25 protein-coding genes and 1 tRNA gene are annotated in these 25,629 nt (G+C 69.9%); 13 read left to right on the plus strand and 13 right to left on the minus strand.

The window, feature by feature from the left end; genetic code table 11:
• The first annotated feature begins 1 nt into the window (after nucleotide 1).
• Nucleotides 2-2,776, plus strand: a complete 2,775-nt coding sequence (locus ABZ717_RS11790; protein ID WP_358508502.1) for a DEAD/DEAH box helicase family protein — start codon at nucleotides 2-4, stop codon at nucleotides 2,774-2,776.
• Nucleotides 2,777-2,800: 24 nt separating this feature from the next.
• On the opposite strand, the gene ABZ717_RS11795 is transcribed toward ABZ717_RS11790, so the two are convergent.
• Nucleotides 2,801-4,048 carry a D-arabinono-1,4-lactone oxidase gene (locus tag ABZ717_RS11795; RefSeq protein ID WP_358508504.1) on the minus strand — a complete coding sequence of 416 codons (1,248 nt, stop codon included), beginning with the start codon at nucleotides 4,046-4,048 and terminating at the stop codon, nucleotides 2,801-2,803.
• A gap of 141 nt (nucleotides 4,049-4,189) precedes the next feature.
• Between ABZ717_RS11795 and ABZ717_RS11800 the strand changes: the two genes are divergently transcribed.
• Nucleotides 4,190-4,495: a hypothetical protein gene (locus ABZ717_RS11800; protein ID WP_358508506.1), complete on the plus strand. Its 306-nt coding sequence runs from the start codon at nucleotides 4,190-4,192 to the stop codon at nucleotides 4,493-4,495.
• Between the two features lie 268 nt (nucleotides 4,496-4,763).
• On the opposite strand, the gene ABZ717_RS11805 is transcribed toward ABZ717_RS11800, so the two are convergent.
• Nucleotides 4,764-4,839, minus strand: a tRNA-Arg gene (locus tag ABZ717_RS11805).
• 149 nt (nucleotides 4,840-4,988) lie between these two features.
• A complete protein-coding gene (locus ABZ717_RS11810) occupies nucleotides 4,989-6,239 on the minus strand; it encodes an aminotransferase class III-fold pyridoxal phosphate-dependent enzyme (RefSeq protein WP_358508508.1) in 1,251 nt (416 codons plus the stop codon).
• A gap of 140 nt (nucleotides 6,240-6,379) precedes the next feature.
• Between ABZ717_RS11810 and ABZ717_RS11815 the strand changes: the two genes are divergently transcribed.
• Complete coding sequence (locus tag ABZ717_RS11815; protein WP_358508509.1) at nucleotides 6,380-7,846, plus strand: NAD-dependent succinate-semialdehyde dehydrogenase; 1,467 nt, start codon at nucleotides 6,380-6,382, stop codon at nucleotides 7,844-7,846.
• A 400-nt stretch (nucleotides 7,847-8,246) separates the two neighbouring features.
• Here ABZ717_RS11815 and ABZ717_RS11820 read toward each other — a convergent pair whose 3' ends face one another.
• The 6 genes from ABZ717_RS11820 to ABZ717_RS11845 form a co-directional block, all read right to left on the minus strand.
• Nucleotides 8,247-9,029, minus strand: a complete 783-nt coding sequence (locus tag ABZ717_RS11820) for a hypothetical protein (protein ID WP_358508511.1) — start codon at nucleotides 9,027-9,029, stop codon at nucleotides 8,247-8,249.
• A 334-nt stretch (nucleotides 9,030-9,363) separates the two neighbouring features.
• Nucleotides 9,364-10,320, minus strand: coding sequence for a hypothetical protein (locus tag ABZ717_RS11825; protein ID WP_358508513.1), 957 nt, complete (start codon nucleotides 10,318-10,320; stop codon nucleotides 9,364-9,366).
• Nucleotides 10,321-10,643: 323 nt separating this feature from the next.
• Nucleotides 10,644-11,381, minus strand: a complete 738-nt coding sequence (locus ABZ717_RS11830) for a GntR family transcriptional regulator (protein WP_358508515.1) — start codon at nucleotides 11,379-11,381, stop codon at nucleotides 10,644-10,646.
• A 115-nt stretch (nucleotides 11,382-11,496) separates the two neighbouring features.
• On the minus strand, nucleotides 11,497-12,243 hold the full coding sequence (locus ABZ717_RS11835) for a maleate cis-trans isomerase (protein WP_358508516.1): 747 nt from the start codon (nucleotides 12,241-12,243) through the stop codon (nucleotides 11,497-11,499).
• 58 nt (nucleotides 12,244-12,301) lie between these two features.
• The gene (locus ABZ717_RS11840) at nucleotides 12,302-13,204 is read right to left on the minus strand and encodes an Asp/Glu racemase (protein WP_358508518.1); all 903 of its coding nucleotides are present in this window, start codon (nucleotides 13,202-13,204) and stop codon (nucleotides 12,302-12,304) included.
• A gap of 118 nt (nucleotides 13,205-13,322) precedes the next feature.
• Nucleotides 13,323-13,805 carry a DUF3830 family protein gene (locus ABZ717_RS11845; protein ID WP_358508585.1) on the minus strand — a complete coding sequence of 161 codons (483 nt, stop codon included), beginning with the start codon at nucleotides 13,803-13,805 and terminating at the stop codon, nucleotides 13,323-13,325.
• Nucleotides 13,806-14,125: 320 nt separating this feature from the next.
• On the opposite strand from ABZ717_RS11845, the gene ABZ717_RS11850 reads away from it, so the two are divergent.
• The 8 genes from ABZ717_RS11850 (at nucleotide 14,126) to ABZ717_RS11885 (ending at nucleotide 22,113) form a co-directional block, all read left to right on the plus strand.
• The gene (locus ABZ717_RS11850) at nucleotides 14,126-15,163 is read left to right on the plus strand and encodes a D-2-hydroxyacid dehydrogenase (RefSeq protein ID WP_358508520.1); all 1,038 of its coding nucleotides are present in this window, start codon (nucleotides 14,126-14,128) and stop codon (nucleotides 15,161-15,163) included.
• Nucleotides 15,164-15,189: 26 nt separating this feature from the next.
• Entirely contained in the window at nucleotides 15,190-16,716 is a 1,527-nt protein-coding gene (locus ABZ717_RS11855; protein ID WP_358508522.1) for an amidase, read from the plus strand.
• Nucleotides 16,717-16,973: 257 nt separating this feature from the next.
• Nucleotides 16,974-17,645, plus strand: a complete 672-nt coding sequence (locus tag ABZ717_RS11860; protein WP_067598083.1) for a response regulator transcription factor — start codon at nucleotides 16,974-16,976, stop codon at nucleotides 17,643-17,645.
• A gap of 149 nt (nucleotides 17,646-17,794) precedes the next feature.
• Nucleotides 17,795-18,193, plus strand: a complete 399-nt coding sequence (locus tag ABZ717_RS11865) for a hypothetical protein (RefSeq protein WP_358508524.1) — start codon at nucleotides 17,795-17,797, stop codon at nucleotides 18,191-18,193.
• A complete protein-coding gene (locus tag ABZ717_RS11870; protein ID WP_358508526.1) occupies nucleotides 18,183-19,799 on the plus strand; it encodes an ATP-binding protein in 1,617 nt (538 codons plus the stop codon). Before ABZ717_RS11865 ends, ABZ717_RS11870 begins: the two co-directional genes overlap by 11 nt.
• The gene (locus ABZ717_RS11875) at nucleotides 19,796-20,455 is read left to right on the plus strand and encodes a response regulator transcription factor (RefSeq protein WP_358508528.1); all 660 of its coding nucleotides are present in this window, start codon (nucleotides 19,796-19,798) and stop codon (nucleotides 20,453-20,455) included. The genes ABZ717_RS11870 and ABZ717_RS11875 overlap by 4 nt, the downstream gene beginning before the upstream one ends.
• 195 nt (nucleotides 20,456-20,650) lie before the next feature.
• Nucleotides 20,651-21,256: a DUF4956 domain-containing protein gene (locus tag ABZ717_RS11880; RefSeq protein WP_358508587.1), complete on the plus strand. Its 606-nt coding sequence runs from the start codon at nucleotides 20,651-20,653 to the stop codon at nucleotides 21,254-21,256.
• Entirely contained in the window at nucleotides 21,253-22,113 is an 861-nt protein-coding gene (locus tag ABZ717_RS11885) for a polyphosphate polymerase domain-containing protein (RefSeq protein ID WP_358508530.1), read from the plus strand. The genes ABZ717_RS11880 and ABZ717_RS11885 overlap by 4 nt, the downstream gene beginning before the upstream one ends.
• 221 nt (nucleotides 22,114-22,334) lie before the next feature.
• Here ABZ717_RS11885 and ABZ717_RS11890 read toward each other — a convergent pair whose 3' ends face one another.
• On the minus strand, nucleotides 22,335-22,619 hold the full coding sequence (locus ABZ717_RS11890) for a hypothetical protein (RefSeq protein ID WP_358508532.1): 285 nt from the start codon (nucleotides 22,617-22,619) through the stop codon (nucleotides 22,335-22,337).
• Between the two features lie 288 nt (nucleotides 22,620-22,907).
• Between ABZ717_RS11890 and ABZ717_RS11895 the strand changes: the two genes are divergently transcribed.
• Nucleotides 22,908-23,531 (plus strand): cyclodeaminase/cyclohydrolase family protein, encoded by a 624-nt coding sequence (locus tag ABZ717_RS11895; RefSeq protein WP_358508534.1) that lies wholly within the window; start codon nucleotides 22,908-22,910, stop codon nucleotides 23,529-23,531.
• On the plus strand, nucleotides 23,528-24,364 hold the full coding sequence (locus ABZ717_RS11900) for a bifunctional 5,10-methylenetetrahydrofolate dehydrogenase/5,10-methenyltetrahydrofolate cyclohydrolase (RefSeq protein WP_358508536.1): 837 nt from the start codon (nucleotides 23,528-23,530) through the stop codon (nucleotides 24,362-24,364). Before ABZ717_RS11895 ends, ABZ717_RS11900 begins: the two co-directional genes overlap by 4 nt.
• 120 nt (nucleotides 24,365-24,484) lie before the next feature.
• Here ABZ717_RS11900 and ABZ717_RS11905 read toward each other — a convergent pair whose 3' ends face one another.
• The 3 genes from ABZ717_RS11905 to ABZ717_RS11915 are packed head-to-tail and all read right to left on the minus strand — an operon-like array spanning nucleotide 24,485 to nucleotide 25,592.
• Complete coding sequence (locus ABZ717_RS11905) at nucleotides 24,485-24,694, minus strand: hypothetical protein (RefSeq protein WP_358508538.1); 210 nt, start codon at nucleotides 24,692-24,694, stop codon at nucleotides 24,485-24,487.
• Nucleotides 24,691-25,044 carry a hypothetical protein gene (locus tag ABZ717_RS11910; protein ID WP_358508539.1) on the minus strand — a complete coding sequence of 118 codons (354 nt, stop codon included), beginning with the start codon at nucleotides 25,042-25,044 and terminating at the stop codon, nucleotides 24,691-24,693. Before ABZ717_RS11910 ends, ABZ717_RS11905 begins: the two co-directional genes overlap by 4 nt.
• A complete protein-coding gene (locus ABZ717_RS11915; RefSeq protein WP_358508541.1) occupies nucleotides 25,041-25,592 on the minus strand; it encodes a hypothetical protein in 552 nt (183 codons plus the stop codon). Before ABZ717_RS11915 ends, ABZ717_RS11910 begins: the two co-directional genes overlap by 4 nt.
• Nucleotides 25,593-25,629: the final 37 nt, after the last annotated feature.

Below are 25,629 nucleotides of genomic sequence, written 5' to 3' on the forward strand. Positions count from 1 at the left end.
GATGTCCGAAACGGCGATGACGATGGCGGAGGCCGCTTGGTCCGGGGAGCTACGCCCCTACCAACTCTCCGCCCTCGACGAGGTGGACCACCGGTGGGGCCGTGGGGACCGGCGGACCTGGATCGTGCTCCCGCCGGGCTCGGGCAAGACCCTCGTCGGGTTGGAGGCCGCCCGAAGGCTGGGACGCCGAACCGTGGTGCTGGCGCCCAACACCGCCATCCAGGGCCAGTGGATCCGGCACTGGGAATCCTTTGAACGCCCCGAGGGCTGCGACGCCGGCGGTGACCGTTCCCTCGGGGACGCCGTCAACGTGCTCACCTACCAGTCCTTGGCGGTCTTCGACCCCGACGCCGAAACGGACGATGAGGGACGCTCGCCGACCCCCGTCAGCGACCGACTACACCCCAACGGCCGTGCCCTGATCGACGCCCTGCACGACGCGGGTCCGCTCACCCTGCTGCTCGACGAGTGCCACCACCTGCTGCAAGTGTGGGGGCGTCTTCTCGCCGAGATCCTCGACGAACTCCCAGACGCCCACGTGATCGGGCTGACCGGCACGCCGGCGGGCAGTCTCACCGGCACCGAACGCGATCTCGTCGACCGACTCTTCGGGTCGCCCATCACCGGTGCGTCCATCCCCGCCCTGGTCCGTGACGGCTACCTGGCGCCCTTCGCCGAGCTCGTGTACGTCATCGAACCCACCCTCACCGAACACGAGTACCTCGCCGGTCAGGGCACCCGGTTCAGCACGATGTGCACCGAACTGCTCGAACCCGGCTTCGCGAGCACCGACTTCCTGCCCTGGTTGGACGCCCGTTTCGTCTCCCGCGCCACCGCCGAGGGTGGGCGCCTGGGTTGGGGGACCCTCGCCACGGACGACCCCGAACTCACCGACGCCGTGCTGCGGCTGCACCACGAGGGACTGATCGCCCGACCGGACGGTGCCCGCGTGTACGAACAACATCGGCACCCGCCACGGGCACAGGACTGGACGGCCCTGATCGGGGACTACGCCCGCCACTGCCTGAACCCCGACACCCCACAGGACAAGGAGGCACGCGAACGGATCCGCACCGCCCTGCCCTCCGTGGGATACCACCTGACCCGCCGTGGAATCCGCAGGGGCGCCTCACCGGTGGACCGGGTGCTGGCTCGCAGCTCCGCCAAGTCCCTGGCCACCGTGGACATCCTCGCCACGGAACGGGACGCCATCGGAACGCGGCTGCGCGCCCTGGTGCTGTGCGACCACGAACGCGCCACCGCGCGAGCCCCCGCGGCGTTGCGCGGGGTGCTTCCAGACGACGCCGGTTCGGCCTGGCTCCAGGTGGTCCGACTGGCCGAGGACCCGCGTACCCGCGACCTGGATCCCGTGTTGGTCACCGGACGCACCGTCGCGGCCGGTGCCGGCACCGCGACGGCGCTGCTGGACTTCGCCCGCGCGGAAGTGCCCAGGGCCGACCTGTCCGTCCGTGAGGTGGACGGGCTGCACGTGGTCGAGGGTTCCTGGTCCTCGCGTACCTGGGTGGGGGTGGTGACGCGTTTCCTGGAGAGCGGCCGTTCCCAGGTCCTGGTGGGTACACGCGCCCTGCTCGGCGAGGGGTGGGACGCGCGCGGGGTCAACACGGTGGTGGACCTGACCACCGCCACCACCCCCACCGCCGTGGTGCAGAGCCGAGGGCGTGCGCTGCGGCTGGACCCGGAGTGGCCGGAGAAGGTCGCGCACACCTGGACCGTGGTGTGCGTGAGCCACGACCACCCGCGCGGGGCGGCCGACTGGGACCGGTTCGTACGCAAACACGAGGGCTACCTGGGTGTGGGCGCCGACGGTGCGGTGATGAGCGGGGTCGCGCATGTGGACCCCGAGCTCTCCCCCTACGAACCGCCCACGGAGACGGCCCCGCTCAACACGCGAATGCTGAAGCGGGCGGCCGACCGGGACGGCACCCGGGACCGGTGGCGGCTCGGCACCGGCTACGAGGACACCTTGCTGCCGACGTTGCGGGTGTACGAGCGACGAGAGATCCGGTCCGAGATCGCGGAAGCCGGAGTGGACGTGGCCGTGCCCGGACCCCCCGAGGTGCTGGTGGGCGAACACGGCATCGTGCCCGCACCCCGAGGTCTCCCCGCGGGCCGGGACCTGCTTCCCACATGGGTGCTCGGTTCGCTCATGGCCGTGTGCCTGGTGGCGGCGGCCTTCACACCGTGGCCGCTCGTGCTCGCCCTCGTATTCGCTACGGCCGCGGGCGTCCACTGGTGGCGCCGGCTCGGCCGGACCCGCCGAGAGGCCGCACGCCTAAGATCCTTGGCTCGCCGACCGGTGGACACCTCCCGCTACGCGTGCGCGGTCGCCGAGGCTTTGTGCTCGGCGGACCTGTCCGGCACCGGAGCACAAGGGGTGCGTGTGCACGTGGACACCGACGGGGTGTACCGATTCACCCTCACCGACCCGGCCGCCGCGGAACTGTTCGCCGAGTCCCTGGACGAGGTCCTCGCGCCCTTGGTCGGTGACCTGCGCTACCTGATCCCCCGACATGTGCTCACCACACCGGCCGAGGGGGCGGGGGAAGACACCACCGTGGCGGTCCTGCACGCGGTGCCGTCGGTCCTGGCCCGCAACAAGAAGGGGGCGCTGGCCTTCGAGCGGGCGTGGAACCGGTGGGTGTCCCTGGGCGAGGCGGTGCACACACGCAACGAGGCGGGTCGGGCCCTGCTGGCCGCGCACCAGGGCAGCGCACCCCTGGAGGTCTCCACCGCCCGCCGCCTGGCCTGGGAGTGAATCCGCCCCGGACGCCCCTCCGACTCAACCCCGGGGGAAGTAGGAATCGACGAAGGGGTTGCGGAACTTCCCGGTCGGGTCGAAGCGCTCCAACAGGTCGGCGAAGTCGGTCGCCCGTTCGTACCTACCGACGACCTCCAGGGGCCGCAGTGTCGTGATCTTGCCCCAGTGCGGGCGCGCGCCCAGCGGGGCGAGCCGTTCCTCCACCTCCCGCAGGACCGGGGTCACCGCCTCCGGGTTCGGATGCCAGGTGAAGTGGAAGGTCACCGAGTCGCGGCCGTGAGCAGGGCTCAACCACAGGTCGTCGGCGCGGACCGTGCGCACCTCCCCGACGTACAGCACCTCGGCGATGTGGTGGCCGATCTCCCTGAGCACCGCGAAGGCCTCGGGAGCGGCCTCCCGAGGCAGGTAGAGCTCGGACTGGAGTTCGGCGCCGGCGCTCGGGGGCAGTTCCGGACGGAAGTGCGGCAGCCGATCACACCACGGGCCGGGCACGTCCAGTTGTTCGGTGGCGGGTTCGGTGGGTGCGCCCGGGACCGGGTGCTGGGGGACGTTCGCCGTACGACCGCCGGACCACGCGTCCCCGGGCTCGTCCACGCGTCGCTTCAGCCAGACCCTCCCACTTCGCTCGCGCCAGTCGGTGAACAGGCTGACGCTGTAGGCCGCCCCGAAGACCGCGTCGAAGTTCTCCGCGACCTCGTCCAGGGGCACGTCGAGTCGGACCCGCTGGGAGACCTCGAAGGTGGGTTCGATCTCCAGGGTGATCCGGGTGACGATCCCCAACGCGCCGAGCGCCACCACCGATCCGGGAAAGGCGTCGTCGCCCCGGCCCAACCGGACCGTCTCCCCATCGGCGCCCATCAGCTCGATCCCGCGGACCGCCGCCGCCAGGCACCGTTGTCGGTCACCGGACCCATGCGTGCCGGTGGCGCAGGAGCCGGCCACCGAGATGTGCGGCAACGACGCCAGGTTGCCCAGCGCGAGCCCCCTCCGGTGCAGCTCTGCGGCCAGATCCGCGTACCGGGTGCCTCCGGAGACGGTGACGGTGTCCTCGCCGACCTCGATCTCCTTGGGGAACGCGTCCAACCGGACCAGGTCGTGTTCCGAATCCGCGACCTGGTTGAAGGAGTGTCCGCTGCCCAATGCCCGGATCCGTGTGGTCTCCCGAACCAGGGCCGAGAGTTCGTCGACACTGGTCGGCCGGTGGATACGCGGGCTGGTGTAGGTGAGGTTGCCGGCCCAGTTACGGGCCGGCGTGGGCGAGGCGGTCATGGGGCCTCCAGAGGGGGTCACCATCTGGGAGCGATCCCAGAGTTCGGATCGGGCACGCTACCAGACCGACCTTCCGGGCCCACGGCAACCGGAGAGGGCATGGGAGCGTCCTACCCGGCACCCCCGGCATCGAGGAGAACCATGTCCCCCGTCCAGATCATCCGCGCGCTCGCCATAGCGTTGATCGCCGCTGGAAGCGCGCTCGGACTGGTCCCCACCGGACCTTGTGGAGCAGGCTGGTGGTCCTTCCCCATGCCCGAGCGGTCCTTCGGGTGGTTCTCCTACGAAGACCTGCCCCACCAGACCACCATCGGCTTGGGCGGGTGCGAAACGGCCTTGGTCCCGGTGGGTTCGTGGGCCATCGCCCTGGTCGCGGCCGGCATTGCGCTACTCGTGACCCTGCGGTTGAACACCCAACGTCGAACGACGGACGAACCAATGGAATAAGGCGGGCCGCTCAGCGCCGGCCCCTGTCGATCGAAGTGCGGACCACCCATGTCTCCGATGTGGACAACACTGCCATGACCAGTGCTCACCCGTCCTGCTCGACGGGGAGAGCGATGATGGGGTGTGGCGGCATCGGAGTATGCATCCTTCCGCCACGAAGGAGGCCGCCCGGGCTGCTTGCGCATGCCCGACGTGGGGTTCGAGGCAACACAAGAAGAGACCCGGCTCGCCAAGGCGAGTACCGGGTCTCTTCTCCACTGTCTCAAGGTGGCGCACTCGGGAGGATTCGAACCCCCAACCTTCTGATCCGTAGTCAGATGCTCTATCCATTGAGCTACGAGTGCAGGTTTTCAGTTGTGTGTCGCTTGTTCGAGCTGCGCTCTCCCTTGCGACGTCTCCGACTCTATCACGCTGTGGGAGTGGGTTCGCGCCAATTTCCGGTGTGACGCGGGCCATCCGGACGCCGCCGGCGGACCGGCGGCGTCCGTGCAGGTCAGACCGCTTCCTCCGCGGATGCCGCCCACAGTTCGAGGGCGGTGTCGACCTGGCCGCCGTCGACGATCAGCGCCGGGATGAACCGGACGACGTTGCCGGCCGGGCCGCAGGTCAGCAGGAGCAGACCGTTCTGGGCGGCGGCCTGCTGGGCACGCTGGGCGGTCTCCCCGTCGGGTGAACCATCGGCCTTCACGAACTCGCAGGCCTGCATCAGGCCGCGACCTCGCACGTCGCCGATGGCCGGGTTGGCCTCGGCGATCTTGGCCAGGCCCTGCTGAAGGCGCTCACCCTGGCGGGCGGCGTTCTCCACCAATCCCTCTTCCTGGATGACGTCCAGGGTGGCCAGGGCACCGGCGCAGGCGACGGCGTTGCCGCCGTAGGTCCCGCCCTGGGATCCCGGCCAGGCCTTGTCCATGATCGCGCTGGAGGCGGCTATGGCGGAGAGCGGGAACCCGCTGGCGAGCCCCTTGGCGGTGATGACGATGTCCGGGCGAACGCCGGAGGGCTCGTGCCCCCAGAACGTTCCGGTGCGACCGAAACCGGTCTGTACCTCGTCCATGACCAGCAGGAACCCGTGCCGGTCGGCGCGCTCGCGCAACCCTTGGAGGAACGCGTCCGGGACCGGGACGTAGCCGCCCTCTCCGAGGACCGGTTCGATGAACACCGCCGCGGTGTCCTTGGGCGAGGTGACCGTGGCGAACTGGTAGTCGAGCTCGCGCAGGGCGTGGGCGACGGCGTCGACCTCGGACATGCCCAGCCGGTAGGCGTACGGGAAGGGCGAGACCACGACACCGGGAACGAGGGGCCCGATGCCCGCGCGGATCTTGGTGCCGGAGGTGGTCAGGGAGGCGGCGCCCATGGTGCGCCCGTGGAAGGAGCCCTGGAAGACGACGGCGTTCTGGCGTCCGGTCGCCTGGCGGGCCAGACGCAGGGCCGCCTCGACCGCCTCGCTGCCGGAGTTGACGTAGAACAGCCGATCGACGCCCTCGGGCAGGACCTCTCCGAGGCGTTCGGTGAGTCGCAGCAGGGGACGATGCATCACGGTGGTGTACTGGCCGTGGATCAGGGTCGCGACCTGTTCCTGGGCGGCGGCGACCACCTTGGGGTGGCAGTGTCCGGTGCTGGTCACACCGATCCCGGCCGTGAAGTCCAGGAAACGGCGGTCGTCCTCGTCGTAGATGTAGACACCCTCACCTCGTGCGGCGACGACCGGGGTCGCCTGCTTGAGGACCGGGGAGAGCTCCGCCATGCGATGGCCTCAATTCCTTGTATCGAGTTCCGTAGGATTGTTGACAATCGACACTGCTATGGAAACATCCGGGACGCGGCGGTGTCCAGCGGACGCACGCCGGGCAGTTCTCTGACCACAAGTCGACTGAGGAGCAAGGCATGTCGGATCGGGAAGCACGGGTCGTCGCACAGGTGAACAAGACGCTCTTCTTCGGGGGGAAGTGGCGTGAGGCGTCCACGGGGTCCACATTCCCCGTGGAGGACCCTTCCACCCGCAAGGTTCTGTGCGATGTCGCCGACGCGAGCAAGGAGGACGGTCTCGAAGCCCTGGACATCGCGACGCGTGTCCAGCCGGAGTGGGCCAAGACCTCGCCCCGGGAGCGCGGCGAGATCCTGTACCGGAGCTACCAACTGCTGATGGAGCGCCAGGAGGACCTGGCGGTTCTGATGACCCTGGAGATGGGCAAGCCACTCGCGGAGGCGCGCGGCGAGATCGCCTACGCCGCCGAGTTCTTCCGATGGTTCTCGGAGGAGGCCGTGCGGATCGAGGGTGGTTTCTCCATCTCACCGGATGGCAAGTCGCGCTTCCTCGTCATGCGACAGCCGGTCGGCCCCTGCATGCTCATCACCCCTTGGAACTTCCCCATGGCGATGGGAACCCGCAAGATCGGGCCGGCCATCGCGGCGGGGTGCACGATGATCCTCAAGCCGGCCCAGCAGACCCCTCTGTCGGCGCTGGCGCTGGCCCACATCCTCACCGAGGCGGGTCTGCCGGAGGGGGTCCTGAGCGTCCTGCCCACCACGGACGCGGGCGGGCTCACCGAACCCCTGCTCACCGACGGCCGGATCCGCAAGGTGTCGTTCACGGGGTCGACGGCGGTGGGTCGCAAGTTGCTGGAGCAGAGCGCCGGCCAGGTACTGCGCACCTCCATGGAACTGGGCGGCAACGCGCCCTTCATCGTCTTCGACGACGCCGACCTGGACGCGGCCGTGGACGGAGCGATGCTCGCCAAGATGCGCAACATCGGGGAGGCGTGCACGGCGGCCAACCGGATCTACGCCCAGTCGGGGATCGCGGAGGAGTTCTCGGCCCGACTCAGCGAACGCATGGGCGCGCTCCGGTTGGGTCGGGGCCTGGACGAGGACGCGGACGTGGGTCCGCTGATCGACGAGAAGGCTCGGCGGAAGGTGCAGAGCCTGGTCGACGACGCCGTCGAACGTGGGGCGAACGTACTGGTGGGCGGTGGCCCTGGGGACGGGCCGGGGCACTTCTACCAGCCGACGGTGCTGGCGAACGTGCCGTTCGCGGCGGAGCTGTCCACCACCGAGATCTTCGGTCCCGTGGCGCCCGTGATGCCCTTCGACACCGAGGAGGAAGTACTCCACGCCGCCAACGACACCGAGTTCGGCCTGGTCAGCTACCTGTACACCCGGGACCTGAACCGCGCGTTCCGAGTCAGTGAGGCCTTGGAGACCGGCATGGTCGGGCTGAACCAGGGCGTGGTGTCCAACCCGGCGGCCCCGTTCGGCGGGGTGAAGCACTCCGGGCTGGGTCGTGAGGGCGGGCGAGTCGGCATCGACGAGTTCCTCGACGTCAAATACGTGGGGATCGGCGGAATTTCCTAGCCGGTAGACCCCGAAAGAGAAAGACCGGAACACGATTTCAGCAATAGCCGATAATCACCTATTCGCGCCTCCTTGATATCCCTCCAATGAAAGGAGAAGCGCGGTTTCGGACATGGGTCGCCGCGCCCCGTACCTCGGGGCGCGGCGGCCTTGTTCGCGAGGGTCCCGGGAAGGGTGACGCCGGCTCCCCGTCGCTGCCACGGGTACACGCCGTCCCCTCCCGGGACCTTCCGGTGAGACCCCGGGCGGTAGGGGCCCCCTGATCCCGCTTGCTCCGGGTGGCGTGGTCGGACCCCCCACGGAACCCACCACGCCCGTTCCGGAGCGGATCAACCCTCGAACCGCCCGGGGCCGCGCGCACCCGCGTGTCACAGCGCGGGGCGCGCGGTCGAACCGACGGCTACAGCAGGCCGTCGGTCAGGTCGGTGCCCAGGGCGTCGGTGGTGCCGCCGACCGGGTCGGCACCGGTCACGTCCGTGTCCAGGGCGTCGGTCGGCAGCTCGTCGGTGGGCAGGGTCTCGGTGTCGACGACCTCCAGCTCGGCCAGGTCGTCGGCCTCGGTGAGACCCTCGACGGTGTCCTCCACCCCGCCGGCCGCGGGGGCTTCGGGCAGCACCTCGGTGTCCACGACGTCGGTCGCGGGGACGTCGAGGTCCTCGACGGTGCCGTCGGTGACGCCCGTGGCGGTGTCCACGGCGTGGTCGTCCACACCGTCCAGGTCGGTGCCCACGCCCGACACGGTCTGGTCGACCACGGAACCGGCCTCGGCGGCGACGGCGTCGACGTCACCGCGGGCCTGCTGGGAGAGGAAGTCGACCATGACGGTGGTGCCCTGGGCGGCGGCCAGGTAGCCGTCGGTGTCCACCTCGGGCACGTTCACGCGCGGAACGGTCCCCTCGACGGAGTCGACCTGGTCCTGGGCGGCTCCCACGACCCCGTTGACCTCGGGAACGGCGACCCCGGGCAGGGCGGCGGAGGGCAGAGTGGGGTCGACCTCGGGCAGGGCCGTGGTCGGGAGGGCGGTGTCGACGGCGGGCAGCTGCCCCGGGAAGTCGGTGCCGAGAGCGCCCGTGACGTCCCCGACGGTGTCCGCCGCCGCGAAGCCGCTGCCGAGGGTGACGAAGCCGGCGGTGCCGGCGGCGATGAGCAGGGCCTTGGCGGTGGTGCGGGCGGTGTTGCGCATGGGAGTCCTTCCGGATGTCTTGGTTTGCGGGCCCCGATCGGATGGCGCCACACGTTCGGGGTGGGGCGGCCCTCGATCGGGGGAGTTTCGGTCTTCGGGTCCGGTGGACCGTTGACCGACCTGAACTCCGCTTTCGTCGGGCACGCATGGTGCGCGAAGGTGAGAGCGGGGCTCACGTCGGCCCCCAGGTGATCGGCCGGAACGTGCCGTGGTGGCGGGCCGGGACTGGGCGGGTCCGTGGGTCGCGTCGGTCCGCTTCCGGTTCGAGCCGGGGCGTGTCGAGGCGACGGGGAGGCACCTGGGCGGAAGGACCCTGGATGCCGGAGGGGACCCGCTAGTCGGGGGCGAAGGTGGGCTCGTCGGCGACGGCGGTGGGAACCGCGCGCAGGACGTGCCGGGCGGCGTCCTCGAAGGCGAGGGCCGGGATGAGGGTGCCCACGGAGGACAGGTGGCCCGCGAGCCCGGTGACCGCTCCCTGCGAGGCGGTGCCGGTCGGGGTGGATCCGTGCTGGTCGCGGAGGGGCGTGTCACCCGTGGCCGTGTCGGACCCGGTCACGGTCGGATCAGCGTGTTCGAGCAGGTCGACGACGGTCTCGGAACGCTGGCTCTCAGGGATGACGAGTACGTCGTCCCGGTCCTCCGCGGACTCCGGCTGCGTCGCCGGTTCCTCGCCCGAGGCAGGGCCCGGTGCCGCTTCCCGCCGGGGCGGGGTCTCCACCCGGTCGAGCCGATCGTCGACCGTCCGGGTGATCTCGTCGACGGCCCGCTGAACGGGTTCCGCCAGGTCATCGCCGTCGACCACGATCTCCGGAACTTCGGTCTCGGAGACCTCGCGCACAGAGACGGTGGCCTCCCGACCGGTCTGGGCGACGGTGTCGGTCAGCCGTCGTGGCTCCTTGGTCTGCCCGGTCTCCGCGACCTCCGCGACCTCCGCGGTCTCCGTCGTCTCGAAGGTCTCGACGACGGTGGGGGCCTCGACGGCTTCCAGCGGTTGGGGAACCTCGGTGGCCTGCGATGACTCGGCCACCTCTGTCTGATCGACCGATTCCTCGGTCTCCGTCTCCAGGGTGTCCACCACCGGACCGACGGCGTCCGTGACCGCGGCGTCCACCGTCACGGTGTCCGCCCCCACGGAGACCTCCTCCGCCTCGGCGTCGGTGACGCCGAGGACCCAGCCCGCGACCAAGGCCCCGGCCAGGAGTCCGAGCAACAACATGGTCCGACGCAAGGAGTCGGACAGCACGGCGGTGCGCGCGCCGGAGGCGCTCGCGGGACCGTGGTGTCCGAACACTTGGGGTTTCCTTCCACCGTGGGGACGGTGACGGCTCGGGACCGTCGAGGGGTGTGAGGGGCCGGCGGGAGGTACTCGACCTCGGTGCGAAGTCCGACACGGGCCCTTGGGCCGTGTCCCGACGGAACTCACCCCAAGGCCTATGCCCTAAATGGACTTAATGCGCTGCCCGAAATAGAAGCTAGCACGGGCCACCCACCGTTTCGCAACCCATTCAACCGATTTATTCGCACGGAGTCACTACGCCCCGATCGAGCATGAAAAAGGGGTCGGTTCCGAGTCACTCGGAATCCGACCCTTTGTTCCCTTTTCACCGCGCGGGCTCAGTTCCCCGAGCCGGTCTCGGGGAGCGCTCCGGTCTCCCCGGTGCCTCCCTCGTCACCGTCCCCGGGTCCGTTCCCGCCCTCGGCGTTGATCCGTTCGACGGTGTCGATCATGTGCGACTCGATCAGGGCGAGCAGACGTTCCTCCTCGCCCTCGACGATCGTGTCCAGGATCCGCCGGTGCTCCTCCAGGAGCTCCTCCGGTTCCGGGTAGACGTCCTGCATCACCGTCAGACACATACGGGTCTCCACCAGCAGCGTCTGCGCCATGCGCTCCAACCGCGAGTTGCCCGAGCAGCTGACCAGGGTCCGGTGGAACTCCTGATCGGCGTCGCTCATCTCCTCACGGTCCCCCTTGGCCGCGGCCTGCGCCAACCGGTCGACGGCGGGGGTGAGGCGGGCCAGGGCCTCACCCCGGTTGCCCCTCATGATCAGCTCGCAGGCGGCACGTTCCACCGCGAGTCGGGCGACGTAGATGTCCCGCACGTCCGTGGGGGTCAGCTCGCACACGAACAGGCCCCTGTGCCGTTCGCTGCGGAGCAGACCCTCCTGGACCAGACGCTGCATCGCCTCGCGGAGCGGTCCCCGGCTCACCCCCAAGCGCCCGGCGAGCTCGGCCTCGCCCAGCTGGTCCCCCGGGGAGAGGGAGCCGTACATGATCGCCGAACGCAGTTGGTCGGCGATCAGCTCGGCGGTGGAGCGCCGTGGAACGGGTCTGAGCTGACCAGGGGATGACATGGGGTCTTCCCTTCTCGGGACTCGATTCGGATTCCTGACGGGCGGTCGACACCTCGACCGCGAACACGGGGGCCGGACTCAAGCGGACGAACCGGACATGTGCCGGCCCCCGAGGTTAACGGGCGACGAACGGGTCCCTGACAGTGGAGGCGCCCGATCGGAACAGGTTGCCGGGCCCGTTGCGCGCACCGCACCGCCCCACCAACCGAAGCCCCTCCCAGATGCTCACCTGGTTGGCGGTGAGCACCGTCTTGCCCAGGAGCGCCTCCATGGGGTCGATGAGGTCGGCGCTGTGCAAGGCGGTGTCCGGCACCAGGACCACCTCCGACCTCGGGTGGTCGTTGGTGATGACGAAGTCGACCGCGTCGTCGGGTTCCAGGCGCCCCACCTCGGCGGCGGTGGGAATGCCGTGGCTGGCCAGGGACACCACCGAGACACCCGCGTCGTCGAGGAAGTCCACGAACCGTTGACCGACGTCGTCGGGGTAGGTCGCGGCGATGGCGACCCTTGAGACCCCCAGCTGGCGCAGGGCGTGCACGAACGCGAAGGAGGTGCTGGACGTGGGCACGCCCACCACGTCGCGCACCCCTTGGACCTGGCGTTGTGCCCCCTCCCAGCCGAACACGAAGCTGCCGCTGGTACAGGCCCAGACCGCGGCCTCGACCTCCAGGGCGGCGAGCTCCTGCGCCCCCTTGGCGAGCACGCCCTCACCGCCCACGTCAAGGAGGGCGTCCACACGGTGGGCGTCCTCGCGCATGAGCGTGTGCACGAGGGGTAGTTCGACGTCGTCGAGCAGGTCGGCGAAGGCCGGGTAGTCGTCTTCTGCGCTGTGGCCGGGATACAGGAATCCGACGCGGGTCATGTCTCTCCTCTGGTTCGAGGCGCTCTCCGTGGCCGGTGGTCGGTGGTCGGTGGTGCCGTCAGGCGGCACTGGGCGCGGCCACGTCGATCAGGCTCTGTCCGCGTGCGACGGCGCGGCGGCCGGCCGCGTTCATGACCGCCCACATGGTGACCTGGTTGGCCGCTATGACGGGTTTACCCAGTTCGCGCTCCAGGGGCGCGATGATGTCGTAGGTGAGGACGTTGGTGCAGCTGATGTACACGGCCTGGGCGTCGGGGTGGTCCGCCTCGTGCACCGCGTGGGCGACCTCGGCGTAGGTGACCTTCCAGATGTGGCTGAGCAGGCCGAGTCCGACGCTGGAGGTGACGCCGACACCGTGTTCGGCGAGGAAGTCCAGGAGTCGGTCGGTCACGCTGTCCACGTACGGGGTGACCACCGCGATCCGGTCGGTGTCGAGGGCCTTGAGCGCCTCGATCAGGGCACCCGACGTGGTGGCGGCCCATGGGGCGCCGGCCGCCAGCATGGTGCGGTGGAGTTCGCGTTCGCCCTCGGCCCCGTGCACGAAGCTGCCTGAGGCACAGGCGTAGCCGACGGCCAGGGGTTCGGGTGCCATGAGCGCCTTGACGGCGCGGGTCACCGCCTTGCCCTTGCTGAGAGCCGCCGCCTGGTCGACCGTCACCGGAACGTGGACGTAGGGGAGGCGGGTGACGTGCAAGGACACGTCGTCGGGCGTCCATCGCCACAGTTCGCGGTCGAGCGCGAAGTCGTAGGGGGCGATCACGCCCACCCCGGCCTGCCAGGGGGTCGTGGTGGCCGCCGACAGTTCGACGACCTTCGGGTCGTTCGCCTGCCCGGGCGCCCCTTCAGGCGCCCGTCCGGTCGTTTCCGGCTCTGTCTCGGGTCCGGCCTGACGCGCCGGGACCGTCGAGTTCGTGTGCTCGGTGCCGTAGTGGGGCTCCGACCCGGTTCCCTCGGTTCTCATCGGTCACTCACCTCCCGTTGATGTGCTCTGTCCAGCCGTGTGCGGTGTTCCGGATGTGCCGGCACGGGCCGCGGGTGCGCGGTGGGCGCCGCGGCCGCTGTGGTCTCGTGGCCGCGGTTCAGCGGTCGAGCCGTTCGTACAGGAGACGTTCACCGACGCTGCCGGAGCGCCAGACGTCGTTGCAGGCCTCGGCCATGGCGGGCAGGTTCTCCACCACGGTGGCGAACACGTTGCCGGGGACCCAGCCCACGTCTCCGTTGAGCAGCAGGTTGTTCCGGCCGTAGAAGAGGGCCAGGTCGATGACCCCCGGCAGGTGACCGATGCCCTTGTCCTCCTTGAAGGACTGGTCGAGCATGCCGGAGTCGAAGGAGAAGTAGACGAGGTCACCGGGGATCGGGGTGACGGTGGGGTTCTCCTGACCGGGTTCGGGATCGGCGAACCGCGGCACCATCGTGTAGACCTCGTTGCGCGCGTACTTGGCGTGTTGGACGGCGTCGCCCTGCGGGAGGGCGTTCCACACCGCCTCACACGTGCGGGGCGCTTCCTTGTCGAGGAGTTCGGCGACGCAGGAGACACCGCGTCGGGTGAGCGTGACGGTCATGTACCTGGGCAAGTGGGTTCCCTTCGGCGGGGCCTACATGATTCCTGGGAGACCGACCCGAGGGGCCGTTCGGGCCGTCGAGGTCACGGTGCTGTTGATTGTCGACAATCTTACGATCAACCTCCGGAGTCGGGCAATAGACCTGAGCCGAACGGGTATCCCGCCAGTGCCGTTGCGGGCGCAAGGTGCGCTTTTGCCCAAGAACAGCCCTTTTGTGGATTGTTGACAATCCCATGTGGGCTCCTTAGCGTTTCCGGTGCAGGGCGAACCAACACCCCGACGGCACCGCATCACCAGTCGCTACCGGAAAGCTCGTGCCAGTGAACCGTCCTCCCGGCTCCACCACCGTCTCCGCACCCGAACGACCGCGTCTGCTCGTCCTCCATGGCGAGGACCTTCCACCGGGGCACGAACGCCTCGACGACCACCCGGGGCTGGGCGAGGTCGTCTACACCGACGCCGAAGGACTGTCCGCCGCCCTTCCCGGCGCCGACGCGCTCCTGGTCTGGGACCTGTTCACCGAGGCGCTCGCCGAATCCTGGTCCAAGGCCGACCGACTGCGGTGGGTGCACGCCGCCACCACCGGGGTGGACAACCTGATGTTCCCCGGGCTGGTCGAGAGCGACGCCGTGGTCACCAACTCGCGCGGGGTCTTCGACGAGCACATCGCCGAATACGTGCTGGGCCTCGTCATCGCCTTCGCCAAGGACTTCCACCGCACGTCGGAGCTACAGAGCCGGCACCGGTGGCTGCACCGCGAGACCGAACGCGTCACCGGCAAACGCGCGCTGGTGATCGGTACCGGACCCATCGGTCGAGCGATCGGGCGCAAGCTCGCCGCGGTGGGGATGGAGGTCCGTGCCTCCGGCAGTCACGCTCGCGACGGCGATCCCGACTTCGGTCACGTGGTCGCCTCCAGCCTGGCGGAACACACCGACGGCGGCGGCCCCACGCTGTTCCAGGCCCTCCCCGAAGCCGACTACGTGGTCGTCGCCGCGCCGCTCACCGACGCCACCCGAGGCCTCGTCGACCGACACTTCCTCGACCTCATGAAGCCCACCGCGCGCCTGATCAACATCGCCCGCGGCCCCATCGTCGTCCAGTCCGACCTGGTCCACGCCCTCCAAGAGGGTTCGATCGCCGGCTCGGCCCTGGACGTCTTCGAACGGGAACCGCTCAAGGCCATCAACCCGCTGTGGGGCCTGTCCGGGTCCTTCGTCTCGCCGCACATGTCCGGTGACGTGGTCGGGTGGCGCGATGACCTGGTCGAACTGTTCCTGGACAACCTCGCCCGTTACCTGGACGGGCGGGAACTGCGCAACGTCGTGGACAAGGACCGGGGCTACGTACCCGGCTGACCCCTCGCGTGACTTGGGAGGCTGAAGTGACGATCCGTTCCGAACGAGCCGGGACCGAAGACACGGGCACGGCCGCCGACACGGCCACCGGCACCACGGGGGACGCGCCCGGCGCCGACCCCGCGGTCCCCCGCGCCCGTTCCGGTGCGAGCACACCGGCCGACCTGTCCGCCGAACAACTGTTGCGCGCCTACTCCACCGGGGAACTCTCCCCGGTGGAGGCGGTCGACTCCGTGCTCGAACGCATCGAGCAGGACAACCCGGCGCTCAACGCGTTCTGCCTGGTGCGCCCCGAGGAGGCCCGCGAGGCCGCACGCGCCTCGGCCGAACGGTGGCGACGCGGTGAACCGGTCGGGAAGCTCGACGGGGTGCCCGCCTCCATCAAGGACATCCACCTGACGAAGGGGTGGCCCACCCTGAAGGGGTCGGTGACCTCTTCCCAGGAGGGCCCGTGGGAGGAGGACTCCCCGGTCACGGCCCGCCTGCGCGAGCACGGGGCGGTGTTCGTCGGCAAGACCACCACCCCCGAACTGGCGTGGAAGGGGGTCACCGACAACCCGCTCACCGGGATCACCCGTAACCCCTGGGACCTGTCCACCACCCCGGGCGGCTCCAGCGGCGGCTCGGCGGCGGCGGTCGCCGCGGGGATGGGCCCACTGTCGACGGGGACCGACGGGGGCGGGTCCATCCGCATCCCGGCGAGCTTCACCGGGGTCTGCGGGATCAAGCCCACGTGGGGGCTGGTGCCGCACTACCCGGCGAGCCCGTTCGGATCACTGGCGCACACCGGTCCGATGACCCGCACCGTCGGCGACATGGCGCTGATGCTGGACGTGATCTCCGGCTTCGACTCCCGCGACTGGATGGCGATGCCTACCCCCGCCCCCGGTCTGGCCGGCGCCGGACGCGGAGAGGACCCGCGCGAACTGGTCCGAGGGATGCGGATCGCCTACAGCCCCACCTTGGGCGGGCTGAACGTGGACCCGGAGGTGGCCCGCGCGGTCGCCGACGCCGTGCGCGTGTTCGAGGAGCTCGGCGCCAAGGTGGAGGAGGCCGACCCGGGGCTGCCCGATTCCATGGCGGAGTTCCACGTGCTCTGGTACTCGGGCGCGGCCAAGGCCACCGAGAAGCTCACCGACCGTGAGCGCGACCTCCAGGACCCGGGGCTGCGCGAGATCATCGAGGAAGGGTTGTCCTACTCGGCGCACGACTACCTGACCGCGATGGCCCTGCGAATGGCCATGGGTGCTCGTATGGGTCGCTTCCACGAGACCTACGACCTACTGCTCACGCCGACCATGCCGATGGTGGCCTTCGAGGCCGGGCTGGAGTCGCCGCCCGAGCTGTCCGGGCGACGGTGGACCTCCTGGGCCGGGTTCAGCTATCCGTTCAACATGACCCAGCAGCCGGCGGCGAGCGTGCCGTGCGGGTTCAGTGATTCGGGGTTGCCGATCGGCCTCCAGATCGTGGGTCCACGACACTCGGATCCCCGGGTCCTGCGGGCCTGCCGAGCCTTCGAACTGACCCGCCCGTGGGCCGGGCACCGTCCCTGAACTCGTGTTCCCATGTTCCCCGGGGGCCCATCGCCCCCGGGGGTACGCATTGGCGATACGGTGACCATGACACGACCGTGATCACGTCCGCACCACCCGTGATCGACCCCCGCGGCACTCGAACCACGTTTGGTCGGTTCTGGGACCTTTGACCGGCCACTTCGATGGCTTAAGACCCCCGATGAACCCCGTATACGTATTAACGTCTTCCTCGGAGTGGTGTCGCGAGCACGCGGACGCGAGGAGAGGGAGGACCGATGACGATCGGTGGAGCCGAGAACGCTCGGAAACAGATCAGGGTCTTCCTCGTCGATGACCACGAGGTCGTCCGGCGCGGCGTGGCTGCCCTCCTCGAAACCGAGGACGACATGACCGTGGTCGGTGAGGCCGGGACCGCCGAACAGGCGCTGGCACGGATCCCCGTGGTACTTCCCGACGTCGCGGTGTTGGACGTGCGGCTGCCCGGCGGCTCCGGGGTCCAGGTCTGTCGGGAGATCCGGTCCGACCACCCCGAGATCGCCTGCCTGATGCTCACCTCCTTCGCCGACGAGGACGCGCTGTACGACGCCGTCATGGCCGGGGCCGCGGGGTATGTGCTCAAGCAGATCCACGGCGCGGACCTGGTCGGCGCGGTGCGTACCGTCGCCGCCGGCGGCTCCCTGCTGGACTCCGGGAGCACGGGTGCGATGCTGGAGCGATTGCGCGGCGCCCAGGCCGAACCCGACCCGCTGGCGGAGCTGACCCCGCAGGAACGGCAGATCCTCGACCTCATCGGTGAGGGCATGACCAACCGGCAGATCGGCGAGCGGCTGTACCTGGCGGAGAAGACCGTGAAGAACTACGTGTCGGCGCTGCTGGCCAAGTTGGACCTCAAGCGCCGTACCCAGGCCGCCGTCCTCGTCGCGGAGTTGCGCGGCCGCCGCTACTGAGACCCTCGATTCCCCTCGGGCCCCACCGCGTGTGGGGCCCGTTCGGTGTGATGGGGCTCCTGTTCCTCGCCCGGTCGAACTGGGAGGATGAAGCCTTCTTCATCTTCGCTTCATCCTGTCTTCCTGCGGGACGAGGAAACTCTGTCGATATGAGATCACCTCTGGTGCCCCTGGTCACCGGGACGTTGACGGTCATCCTCGTGACGGCCGCCGCCCTGGTCTGGGCGTTCTTCCTGCGTTCCGCGGATCCGGTCCCCGCCTCGGAGGTGGTGGTCGGTGAGTCGCCCGAGGGCGCCACCGCCGAGCCCACCGACGAAGGCGTGGTCTCCCCGCCTCCACCCGTCACCGAGGAGTCGGGCGAGCCGACCGAGCCGAGCCCGGAGGCCGGGCCGTCCTCCGAGCCGACCGCCGAGCCCGCACCGACCGGCTTCCCGTTCGACTGCCTCGACGAGGGCTCCGGACACGAGAGCTGGAGCGAGGACCAATGGGACGACTGGTGGGAGCTGTGCCAGGACCAGCGGTTCGGGGACGATGACGATGACGACTGATCCCGAGGACAACCCCGACGCCACCACCATCCGGGTACCGCCGGCAGGTGACCGCGAAGGCATCTCCGTGTTCCCGACCCTGGTGATGCGCGGCCCCCAACCGGAACTCCCCCACCGTCGCCGCGTTCCCGCACGACTCATCATCATGGCCTGGGTGGTCCTGCTCATGGCCGCCGTGCTCCTGATGGTCAACGTCGTCACATGGAGCGCGCTGACCGCGAGGGTGGACGAACGCGTGGATCGGGCGCTGAGTCAGGAGACCGGCGAGTTCGAGGAGTTCGCGTCCGTGGGCATCGACCCACTGACCGGGGAACCCTTCACCGACGTGGGCACCCTCATCCGAGTCCACCTTGAGCGGCAGCATCCCGACGACTCCGAGATCCTCTTCGGTTGGGTCGAGGAGGGCGAGACCACCGAGACCCCCCGGCAACGAGGGGGCGCCGCCGGGAGCGAAGAGGAGACGACGACCGAACCCGGGCGGATCCGGCAGGGCCAGGACCCGCCGCACGACCTTTCCGCCGACCCGGAGTCCGTGGCGGCGATCCTGGAGTCCCCGGACGCGCGCGGCACCCTCGACACCCCGGCGGGTCCGGTCGAGTGGGAGAAGGTCCGCGCTCTGCCCCCGGAGGGCGTCCAGGGCCCGGCCGGTTGGTTCGTCATCGGTTACTTCACCGAAGAGGACCACGCCGCCACCGGCTCCACCATGGGCACCATCGCCCTGGTGAGCGCGCTGGGCCTGCTCGCCGCGAGCACGGCGGCTTGGTGGGTGGCCGGACGCATCCTCGCCCCGGTCCGGCTGGTGCGCCGCACCGCCGCCGCGATCGGCGAGGAGGACCTCACCCAGCGGATCGAAGTGTCCGGCCGGGACGACATCGCCGCCCTGGCCGAGCAGTTCAACAGCATGCTGGACCGGTTGGAGGGGGCCTTCACCGCCCAGCGGCGGTTCGTCGACGACGCCGGCCACGAACTGCGCACCCCCATCACCATCGTGCGCGGACACCTCGAACTCATGGGCGACTCCCCCGAGGAACGCGAGGAGGTCGTCCGGCTGGTCACCGACGAACTCGACCGCATGGGGCGGATCGTGGAGGACCTGCTGTTGCTGGCCAAGGCGCAACAGCCCGACTTCGCGCGCCCCGAGTCGGTCTCGCTGGCCGAACTGACCAGCGACATCGACGCGAAGGTGCGCCCGTTGGGCGACCGGTCGTGGCGGCTGGAGACCATCGCCGAGGGCACGGCCCGGCTCGACCCGCAGCGGGTCACCCAGGCGATGGTGCAGTTGGCCGCCAACGCGGTCCGGTACAGCCCCGCGGGGTCCACCGTGCGGATCGGTTCCGCCTTGGTGGGTTCGGACGTCCGCCTGTGGGTGTCCGACGAGGGATCGGGCATCCCGGCCGAGGACCACGGCAGGATCTTCGAACGGTTCTCCCGTGGTGGGCGGACCGCGCGGGGCGGCGACGGCGGCGCCGGACTGGGCCTGGCCATCGTCCGCGCCATCGCCGAGGCGCACCACGGCAGGGTCGACCTGCGTTCGGCACCCGGCCAAGGATCGACGTTCACCCTGGTCATCCCGGTCGACAGAACCATTGGAAGGGAGCGCGCGTGAGTCGCGTACTCATCGTCGAGGACGAGGAGCGGATCGCCTCGTTCGTCCGCAAGGGCCTGACCGCGAACGGATTCACCACCACCGTGGTGGGCACCGGCGCGGAGGCCGTGGACTACGCCGTCACCGGCGGGTTCGACCTGATGTTGTTGGACCTGGGGCTGCCCGACACCGACGGGTTCGACGTGCTGCGCCGGCTCCGGTCGATGGGTGTGGAGACCCCCGTGGTGATCCTGACCGCGCGGGACGGGGTGCGCGACACCGTGACCGGGCTGGAGATCGGGGCGGACGACTACGTCACCAAGCCGTTCCGGTTCGAGGAACTGCTCGCCCGGGTGCGGCTGCGGATGCGTACCGAACGCACGGCGGACCTGACGGTGCTGCGCGCCGGCGGGTTGTCCCTGGACCTGCGCACCCGACGAGCGTCGGTGGACGAATCGACCGTGGACCTGACCGCCCGCGAGTTCGCCCTGTTGGAGCTGCTCATGCGCCACCCAGGACAGGTCTTGACCCGGCAGCAGATGCTGTCGCACGTGTGGGGTTACGACTACGACCCCGGGTCGAACGTGGTGGACGTGTTCGTGCGGGCGCTGCGCCGCAAGGTGGGCGCGGAGCGGATCGTGACGGTGCGGGGCATGGGGTACCGGCTGACCGGCTGAGCGGTCGGTCGTCGGGCGGTCGTTGGTCGTCGAGTGGTGCCGGCCGCCGGGCGGCCCCGTTCGTCGGGCACCCCCGACCGGTGGACGACACTTCCGCTATACCGATCGTTCGGCGAAATGACGGTCGGGCGATCATGAGGGTTTCCTCATCCGGCACTCATGATCACCTCACGGCCGGTGCCCAGGATGATGACCATGATCTGGTTCGCGTTGGCGGTCGACCTGGCCGCGATCACGGTGTTGTCCTATGTCCTCTACTTCCGTCGGCACGGCCGCCGGGACCTGTTGTTGGCCTACGTGGCACTGAACGTCGGCATCTTCGCCGTGGTGGCGATGATGGCCCGCCAGGAGGTGGGACTCGCGGTCGGCTTCGGGTTGTTCGGTGTGCTGTCGATCCTGCGGCTGCGGTCGGACCTGATCAGTCAGGGCGAGATCGGCTACTACTTCGTCGCGATCGCCCTGGGTCTGATCAACGCGATCGCGCCCCCGCTGGTGATGGTGGGTCTGAACGTCCTGCTGCTGGGTGTGCTGTACCTGGCCGGCCACCCCAAGCTCCTGCCCCGCACCCAACGGCGGATCATGACGCTGGACGTGGTGCACGAGGACCCCATCGCGCTCCGGCAGGATCTGGAGGGTCGGCTGCGCGGCAAGGTTCGGCACGTGGAGGTCACCGAGGTGGACTACGTACGCGACCTCATGGTGGTGGACGTTAGGTTCCTGGAACCGAGGCTCGAAGCAGCCCCGGGCCCACTGCCGGGCGAGCGTCGCCACTCCATGCCGGCCTGGTGGGGTGAACGATGAGGCCCTCACTCGTCGGCGGCCCGGCGGGGCCCCTCGCCGTCGGACGCTCCCCCGAGCTCTCCCCCGGACAGCCCCCGCCCGGCCTCGCCGGGCTGCGCCCGGTGTCCCTCGCCGAGATGAACGCGCGCGCCGCCCTGGTGACCCGGACCTGCCGCAAGTACCTGGTTCCCATCGAACTGATGCCGGAACTCTTCGCGGGCGCCGAGCGGGACTTCAGCGTTCTGGAGATCGGGGGCCGGACCTCCTTCCTGTACTCGTCCACCTACATGGACACCCCGGACCTGGGCACCTTCCACGACCACCGCCAGGGTCGGCGGCTCCGGTACAAGGTGCGCACCCGCACCTACGTGGACACCGGCACCAAGATGTTCGAGGTGAAGCTGAAGGGGGCGCGCGGCATCACCGACAAGGTGCGGATCGAGCTGCCGATGGAGGCGCCCTCGGACCGGCTGACCCCGCGAACGCGGGAGTTCCTCGACCGTTCCCTGGCCACCTACCGGATGGAGGCACCCGACACGCTGCTGCCCGCCGCGGTGACGGATTACCGCCGCTCCACGATGGTGTCGTCCTGCGGCCAGGAGCGCGTCACGGTCGACACCGAGCTCGTCGGCCACCGGGGGGACTGGTCGGTGCGGATGCGCCCGGACGTGGTGTTGCTGGAGATCAAGACCCGGGGCGGGCTCACCCGGACCGAACGCCGACTACACCGACTGGGGCTACGAGAGGCCCGGTTCAGCAAGTACGCGGCGGCGCTGTCCTCTCTGGAGCCGGGGCTTCGAGGCAATCGTTGGCTGCGCGCCATGGGCCACTGCCTGGACCTGCCGGAGCGGGTGCACGGCCTTCGGGGCGGAGCGTGATCGCAGGCCGGAGCGCCGAATGGGGGCCGGATGTTTCACGTGAAACCTTCGGCCCCGCGCTCGCGTCGCGGGCGTGGACGGCCGCCGCCTCGTAACCGGTCGAGACGGCGGCCTCGCCGTGAGCCCCCTCCCGCTACAAGAGGGCGAACACGACGCACCAATGTTGTCACCCGCCACCGCACAGGTCCAGACCGGTGGCCGGAACCTGTCACTTCCGGGGGCTACCGGAGGCCCGGATGGGTGAGGGCCTGGGCGACCCGGCGCCAGTCCACATCGCTCAATCCGCCCGACTGGAGGTCCTCCACCACGGCCTTCAAGGTGCGCAGGTCGAAGTCGTCGCTGATGGGTCTGGTCCCGTCGCGGTGGTCGCGCACCAGCTCGGTGACGTAGAGGCGAAGGCGCTCCGATCCGTGACGTGCGTGCTCGCGGGCCTGGGCCTGCCAACGGGCGTCATGGGGGATCCAGGCCTCGATGACTTCGGTGGGGTCCGGATGCACCGGAGGCACTAGGACCTTCCGATCCATGAGGACGGTCGCCCTCGGACACCCAGGGGACGTAGACAGTTCCGGCACTTCTGGTTCACTCCGCCGTTCCAGGACCCGCAGTAGTCGCAGTACACGTGAGCTCCTCCCTGGCCTGTTCCTGCCGACGGTAAAGCCATTCGGGCTCCGGTAGGGGCGGAATGGAACAAGTGCTCCCCATCGAGTCGGATCAGGCGATCGGGCCGTCCTCGCGATCGGGCACGTGACAGGATTTCAAGGCACCTCCGAACACCACCGAACGGGTGATGCCTCATGCTGTCCACAGAGAAGATCGGCGACTACCTGGCCAGGTTGTCGGCCAAGGAACCGACCCCCGGTGGCGGGGCGGCAGCGGCGCTCCACGCGGCGCAGGGAGCCGCCCTGATCGCGATGGTCGCCCGATACAGCACCGGCGAGAAGTACGCCGAGCACGCCGACGAGATCGCTCGGATCACCGAGAGCGCGGACGAACTCGTGGCCCACTCCCTGGAGTGCGCCGACGCCGACGAGACCGCCTTCGGAGCCATGGGCGACGCCTACGGGCTTCCCCGAGGCACCGACGAGGAGAAGGCCGCCCGCAAGGAGGCGATCTCCGACGCCGCTGCGGGGGCCGCTCAGCCGCCGATGAGGGTGATCGCCATCGCCCGGCAAATCGTCGACCTGGCCGGGGAGCTGATTCCGATCGGTAACCGCAACCTGATCACCGACCTGGCCGCCGCCGCGGACGCCGCTCGGGCCGCCGCCGGCACCAGCCGGGTGAACATCGAGATCAACCGGCCGAGCGTCAAGGACTCGGACATGGCACTTCGTCTCACTCAGTCGGCGGACGATGTCGACGCCGTCCAGACGGACGCCGACCGGGTGACCGAACAGGTGCGCGAGGTGATCCGCCGATGAGCGTGCTCCCGGGCAAGGAGATCGCCGCGCGGCTCCGACAGCAGGCGCGGGAACGCGCCGCCGAACTGAGCGAGCGGGGCAGGCCTCCCCGACTCGCCGTGGTGGTGGCCACCGATGACGGAGGTAGCGCCTGGTACGTGAGCTCGATCGCCCGCGCGGCGGAGAAGGTCGGCATCGCCTGCGATGTCGTGGACCTGGGCGCGGACGCTTCAGCGAGGGTCATCGCGGATCGTCTCGACGAACTGGGGCGGGACGCGAAGGTGCACGGGATCATCCTGCAAACACCGCTGCCGGAGGGCGTCTCGGCATCGGAGCTCGCCGAACGGATTCCGGTCGACAAGGACGTGGACGGGGCCAACCCCGCTTCGCTCGGCCGGCTGGCCGCCGGGCTGACCGCGTTCGCGCCGGCCACCGCCGAAGCGGTGGTGGCGATCCTGGACCATCACGAGGTGTCCTTGGAGGGTGTGGAGGTCGCGGTGGTGGGCCGGTCCACCGTGGTCGGCAAACCCCTCGCCCACCTGTTGTTGGATCGGAACGCGACGGTCACCGTGTGCCATTCGCGGACGAGGGATCTCCCCGAGGTGTGCTCCCGTGCGCACGTGCTGGTAGCGGCCGTGGGTCGGCCGGCGCTCATCGGCGCGGACCATGTGCGATCCGGCGCGGTGGTCGTGGACGTGGGCACCAACCCGACGGAGGAGGGCGGGCTGGTCGGTGACGTCGACGCCGACGAGGTGTCGGAGAAGGCCGGGGCCCTCACCCCTGTTCCAGGTGGTGTGGGACCGGTGACCACGGCGCTGCTGTTGCGCCACACGGTGGACGCCGCCTCACGCTGATCCGTCGAGGGCCGGTCTCGACGCGTCCGACCGGGCACGCGGGTCCGGCCCCGACCGAGGTCGAACCCGCGCGCCCGGGGTGGGTCGGAGGAGGGTTCGGGCGCGCGGGGGCGTGGGGGTCTAGACATGCTTGCGTTCTGAGGTGCGCGGGCGGTGGAGTCGGTGGAATCGGCGGCCTTGTTCGAGCCAGCCCTGCCCGTTGTCCAGGCGATTCAGTGCTGCGGTCTCCTCCTCGTCCAGGGGTCGGTTGGTGTCCTGGCCGTGTTCGTCGAGGTCGGGGGCGTAGAGGTTCGGGTCGTAGCCGTCCCGTTCGTGGTCGTTGGTTTTCACGGGGTCGCTCCTCGCTGTCGCGGTACCGCTCCGGGTTCGAGTTCGGGCGCCGGGCCCGGCGGTGGACCGTGGTGCTCGCGTAGGCGGACTTCGAGGAGTTCGGGGGTGGGCTCGATCTCGGTGCGCCAATGGGTGTGCGGGTCGCGGTGCACGGCGACCCACAGGGTGCCGGTGTAGGCCACCCGGTGGGTGCGGCCCCAGCGGTGGACGAGTTCTTGGAGGGCTTCGCTCGGAAGGTGACGGGCCCGGCCATGGTCATCGGTGTGGGGGCCGGGGTGGTCGGCCCGACCGATGCAGTACCAGCGTTCACCCCGCCCGGAGTCGCCTTGGGCCCGGCACAGTTGTGTCACGCTGCCCGCCTTCCCGGTCGGCCAAGGTAGGCGCGGATGGTGTTGCGCAAGGTGGCGAACTCGGCCCGCTCGTCCGGTTCCAGGTCGCGCACGTACCCGCGTACCCGGCGGCTGCGCCTGCGCATGGGGCCGGCTTCGGCCGGTTCGGGTGTGGTGGGTGGCGGGCTCTGGCCGGTGTGGTGGGTGCGGTAGGCGTCCAGTTCGATGACCACCGCCAGGGCCCCGGGTCCGCGCCGCTGGTCGGGTTCGGTGCGGAGTCGGAAGCCGGTGTCCTGGTCACGCAGGTCGATCACGGTGAACCCGGTGTCCTGGTCCACGGGTTCGGGTTTCGGGGCCGGTTCGGGCCGGTGGTGCCTGCCCTTGGGGGCGGGGAGCACGGCGGTGTCGATTCCCGAGTCGAAGGTGCGGGCCCGGCTCCCCTCTCCCTGGGCGGTGCTCCCGGGTGCGGAGTGCTTCACCGGCAGGTCGACGCGGTGGTCCAGGGAGAAGGCGGACTCAGCGGCCAGGGAGCGAGCGGCCAGCAGGTCGGCCGAGGCGAGGTAGGTCATCGCACGGCCTCCACACAGGATCCGATGCGGGTACCGA

This window comes from Nocardiopsis sp. NPDC006832, from assembly GCF_040635885.1.
Lineage (GTDB): Bacteria > Actinomycetota > Actinomycetes > Streptosporangiales > Streptosporangiaceae > Nocardiopsis.

Excerpts from the sequence above, each read along its gene's own strand:
- ABZ717_RS11790 (WP_358508502.1), top strand. The coding sequence starts at position 2 with ATGTCCGAAACGGCGATGACGATGGCGGAGGCCGCTTGGTCCGGGGAG.
- ABZ717_RS11795 (WP_358508504.1), bottom strand. The coding sequence starts at position 4,048 with ATGACCGCCTCGCCCACGCCGGCCCGTAACTGGGCCGGCAACCTCACC.
- ABZ717_RS11800 (WP_358508506.1), top strand. The coding sequence starts at position 4,190 with ATGTCCCCCGTCCAGATCATCCGCGCGCTCGCCATAGCGTTGATCGCC.
- ABZ717_RS11810 (WP_358508508.1), bottom strand. The coding sequence starts at position 6,239 with ATGGCGGAGCTCTCCCCGGTCCTCAAGCAGGCGACCCCGGTCGTCGCC.
- ABZ717_RS11815 (WP_358508509.1), top strand. The coding sequence starts at position 6,380 with ATGTCGGATCGGGAAGCACGGGTCGTCGCACAGGTGAACAAGACGCTC.
- ABZ717_RS11820 (WP_358508511.1), bottom strand. The coding sequence starts at position 9,029 with ATGCGCAACACCGCCCGCACCACCGCCAAGGCCCTGCTCATCGCCGCC.
- ABZ717_RS11830 (WP_358508515.1), bottom strand. The coding sequence starts at position 11,381 with ATGTCATCCCCTGGTCAGCTCAGACCCGTTCCACGGCGCTCCACCGCC.
- ABZ717_RS11835 (WP_358508516.1), bottom strand. The coding sequence starts at position 12,243 with ATGACCCGCGTCGGATTCCTGTATCCCGGCCACAGCGCAGAAGACGAC.
- ABZ717_RS11840 (WP_358508518.1), bottom strand. The coding sequence starts at position 13,204 with ATGAGAACCGAGGGAACCGGGTCGGAGCCCCACTACGGCACCGAGCAC.
- ABZ717_RS11845 (WP_358508585.1), bottom strand. The coding sequence starts at position 13,805 with ATGACCGTCACGCTCACCCGACGCGGTGTCTCCTGCGTCGCCGAACTC.
- ABZ717_RS11860 (WP_067598083.1), top strand. The coding sequence starts at position 16,974 with ATGACGATCGGTGGAGCCGAGAACGCTCGGAAACAGATCAGGGTCTTC.
- ABZ717_RS11865 (WP_358508524.1), top strand. The coding sequence starts at position 17,795 with ATGAGATCACCTCTGGTGCCCCTGGTCACCGGGACGTTGACGGTCATC.
- ABZ717_RS11870 (WP_358508526.1), top strand. The coding sequence starts at position 18,183 with ATGACGACTGATCCCGAGGACAACCCCGACGCCACCACCATCCGGGTA.
- ABZ717_RS11880 (WP_358508587.1), top strand. The coding sequence starts at position 20,651 with ATGATCTGGTTCGCGTTGGCGGTCGACCTGGCCGCGATCACGGTGTTG.
- ABZ717_RS11885 (WP_358508530.1), top strand. The coding sequence starts at position 21,253 with ATGAGGCCCTCACTCGTCGGCGGCCCGGCGGGGCCCCTCGCCGTCGGA.
- ABZ717_RS11895 (WP_358508534.1), top strand. The coding sequence starts at position 22,908 with ATGCTGTCCACAGAGAAGATCGGCGACTACCTGGCCAGGTTGTCGGCC.
- ABZ717_RS11900 (WP_358508536.1), top strand. The coding sequence starts at position 23,528 with ATGAGCGTGCTCCCGGGCAAGGAGATCGCCGCGCGGCTCCGACAGCAG.
- ABZ717_RS11915 (WP_358508541.1), bottom strand. The coding sequence starts at position 25,592 with ATGACCTACCTCGCCTCGGCCGACCTGCTGGCCGCTCGCTCCCTGGCC.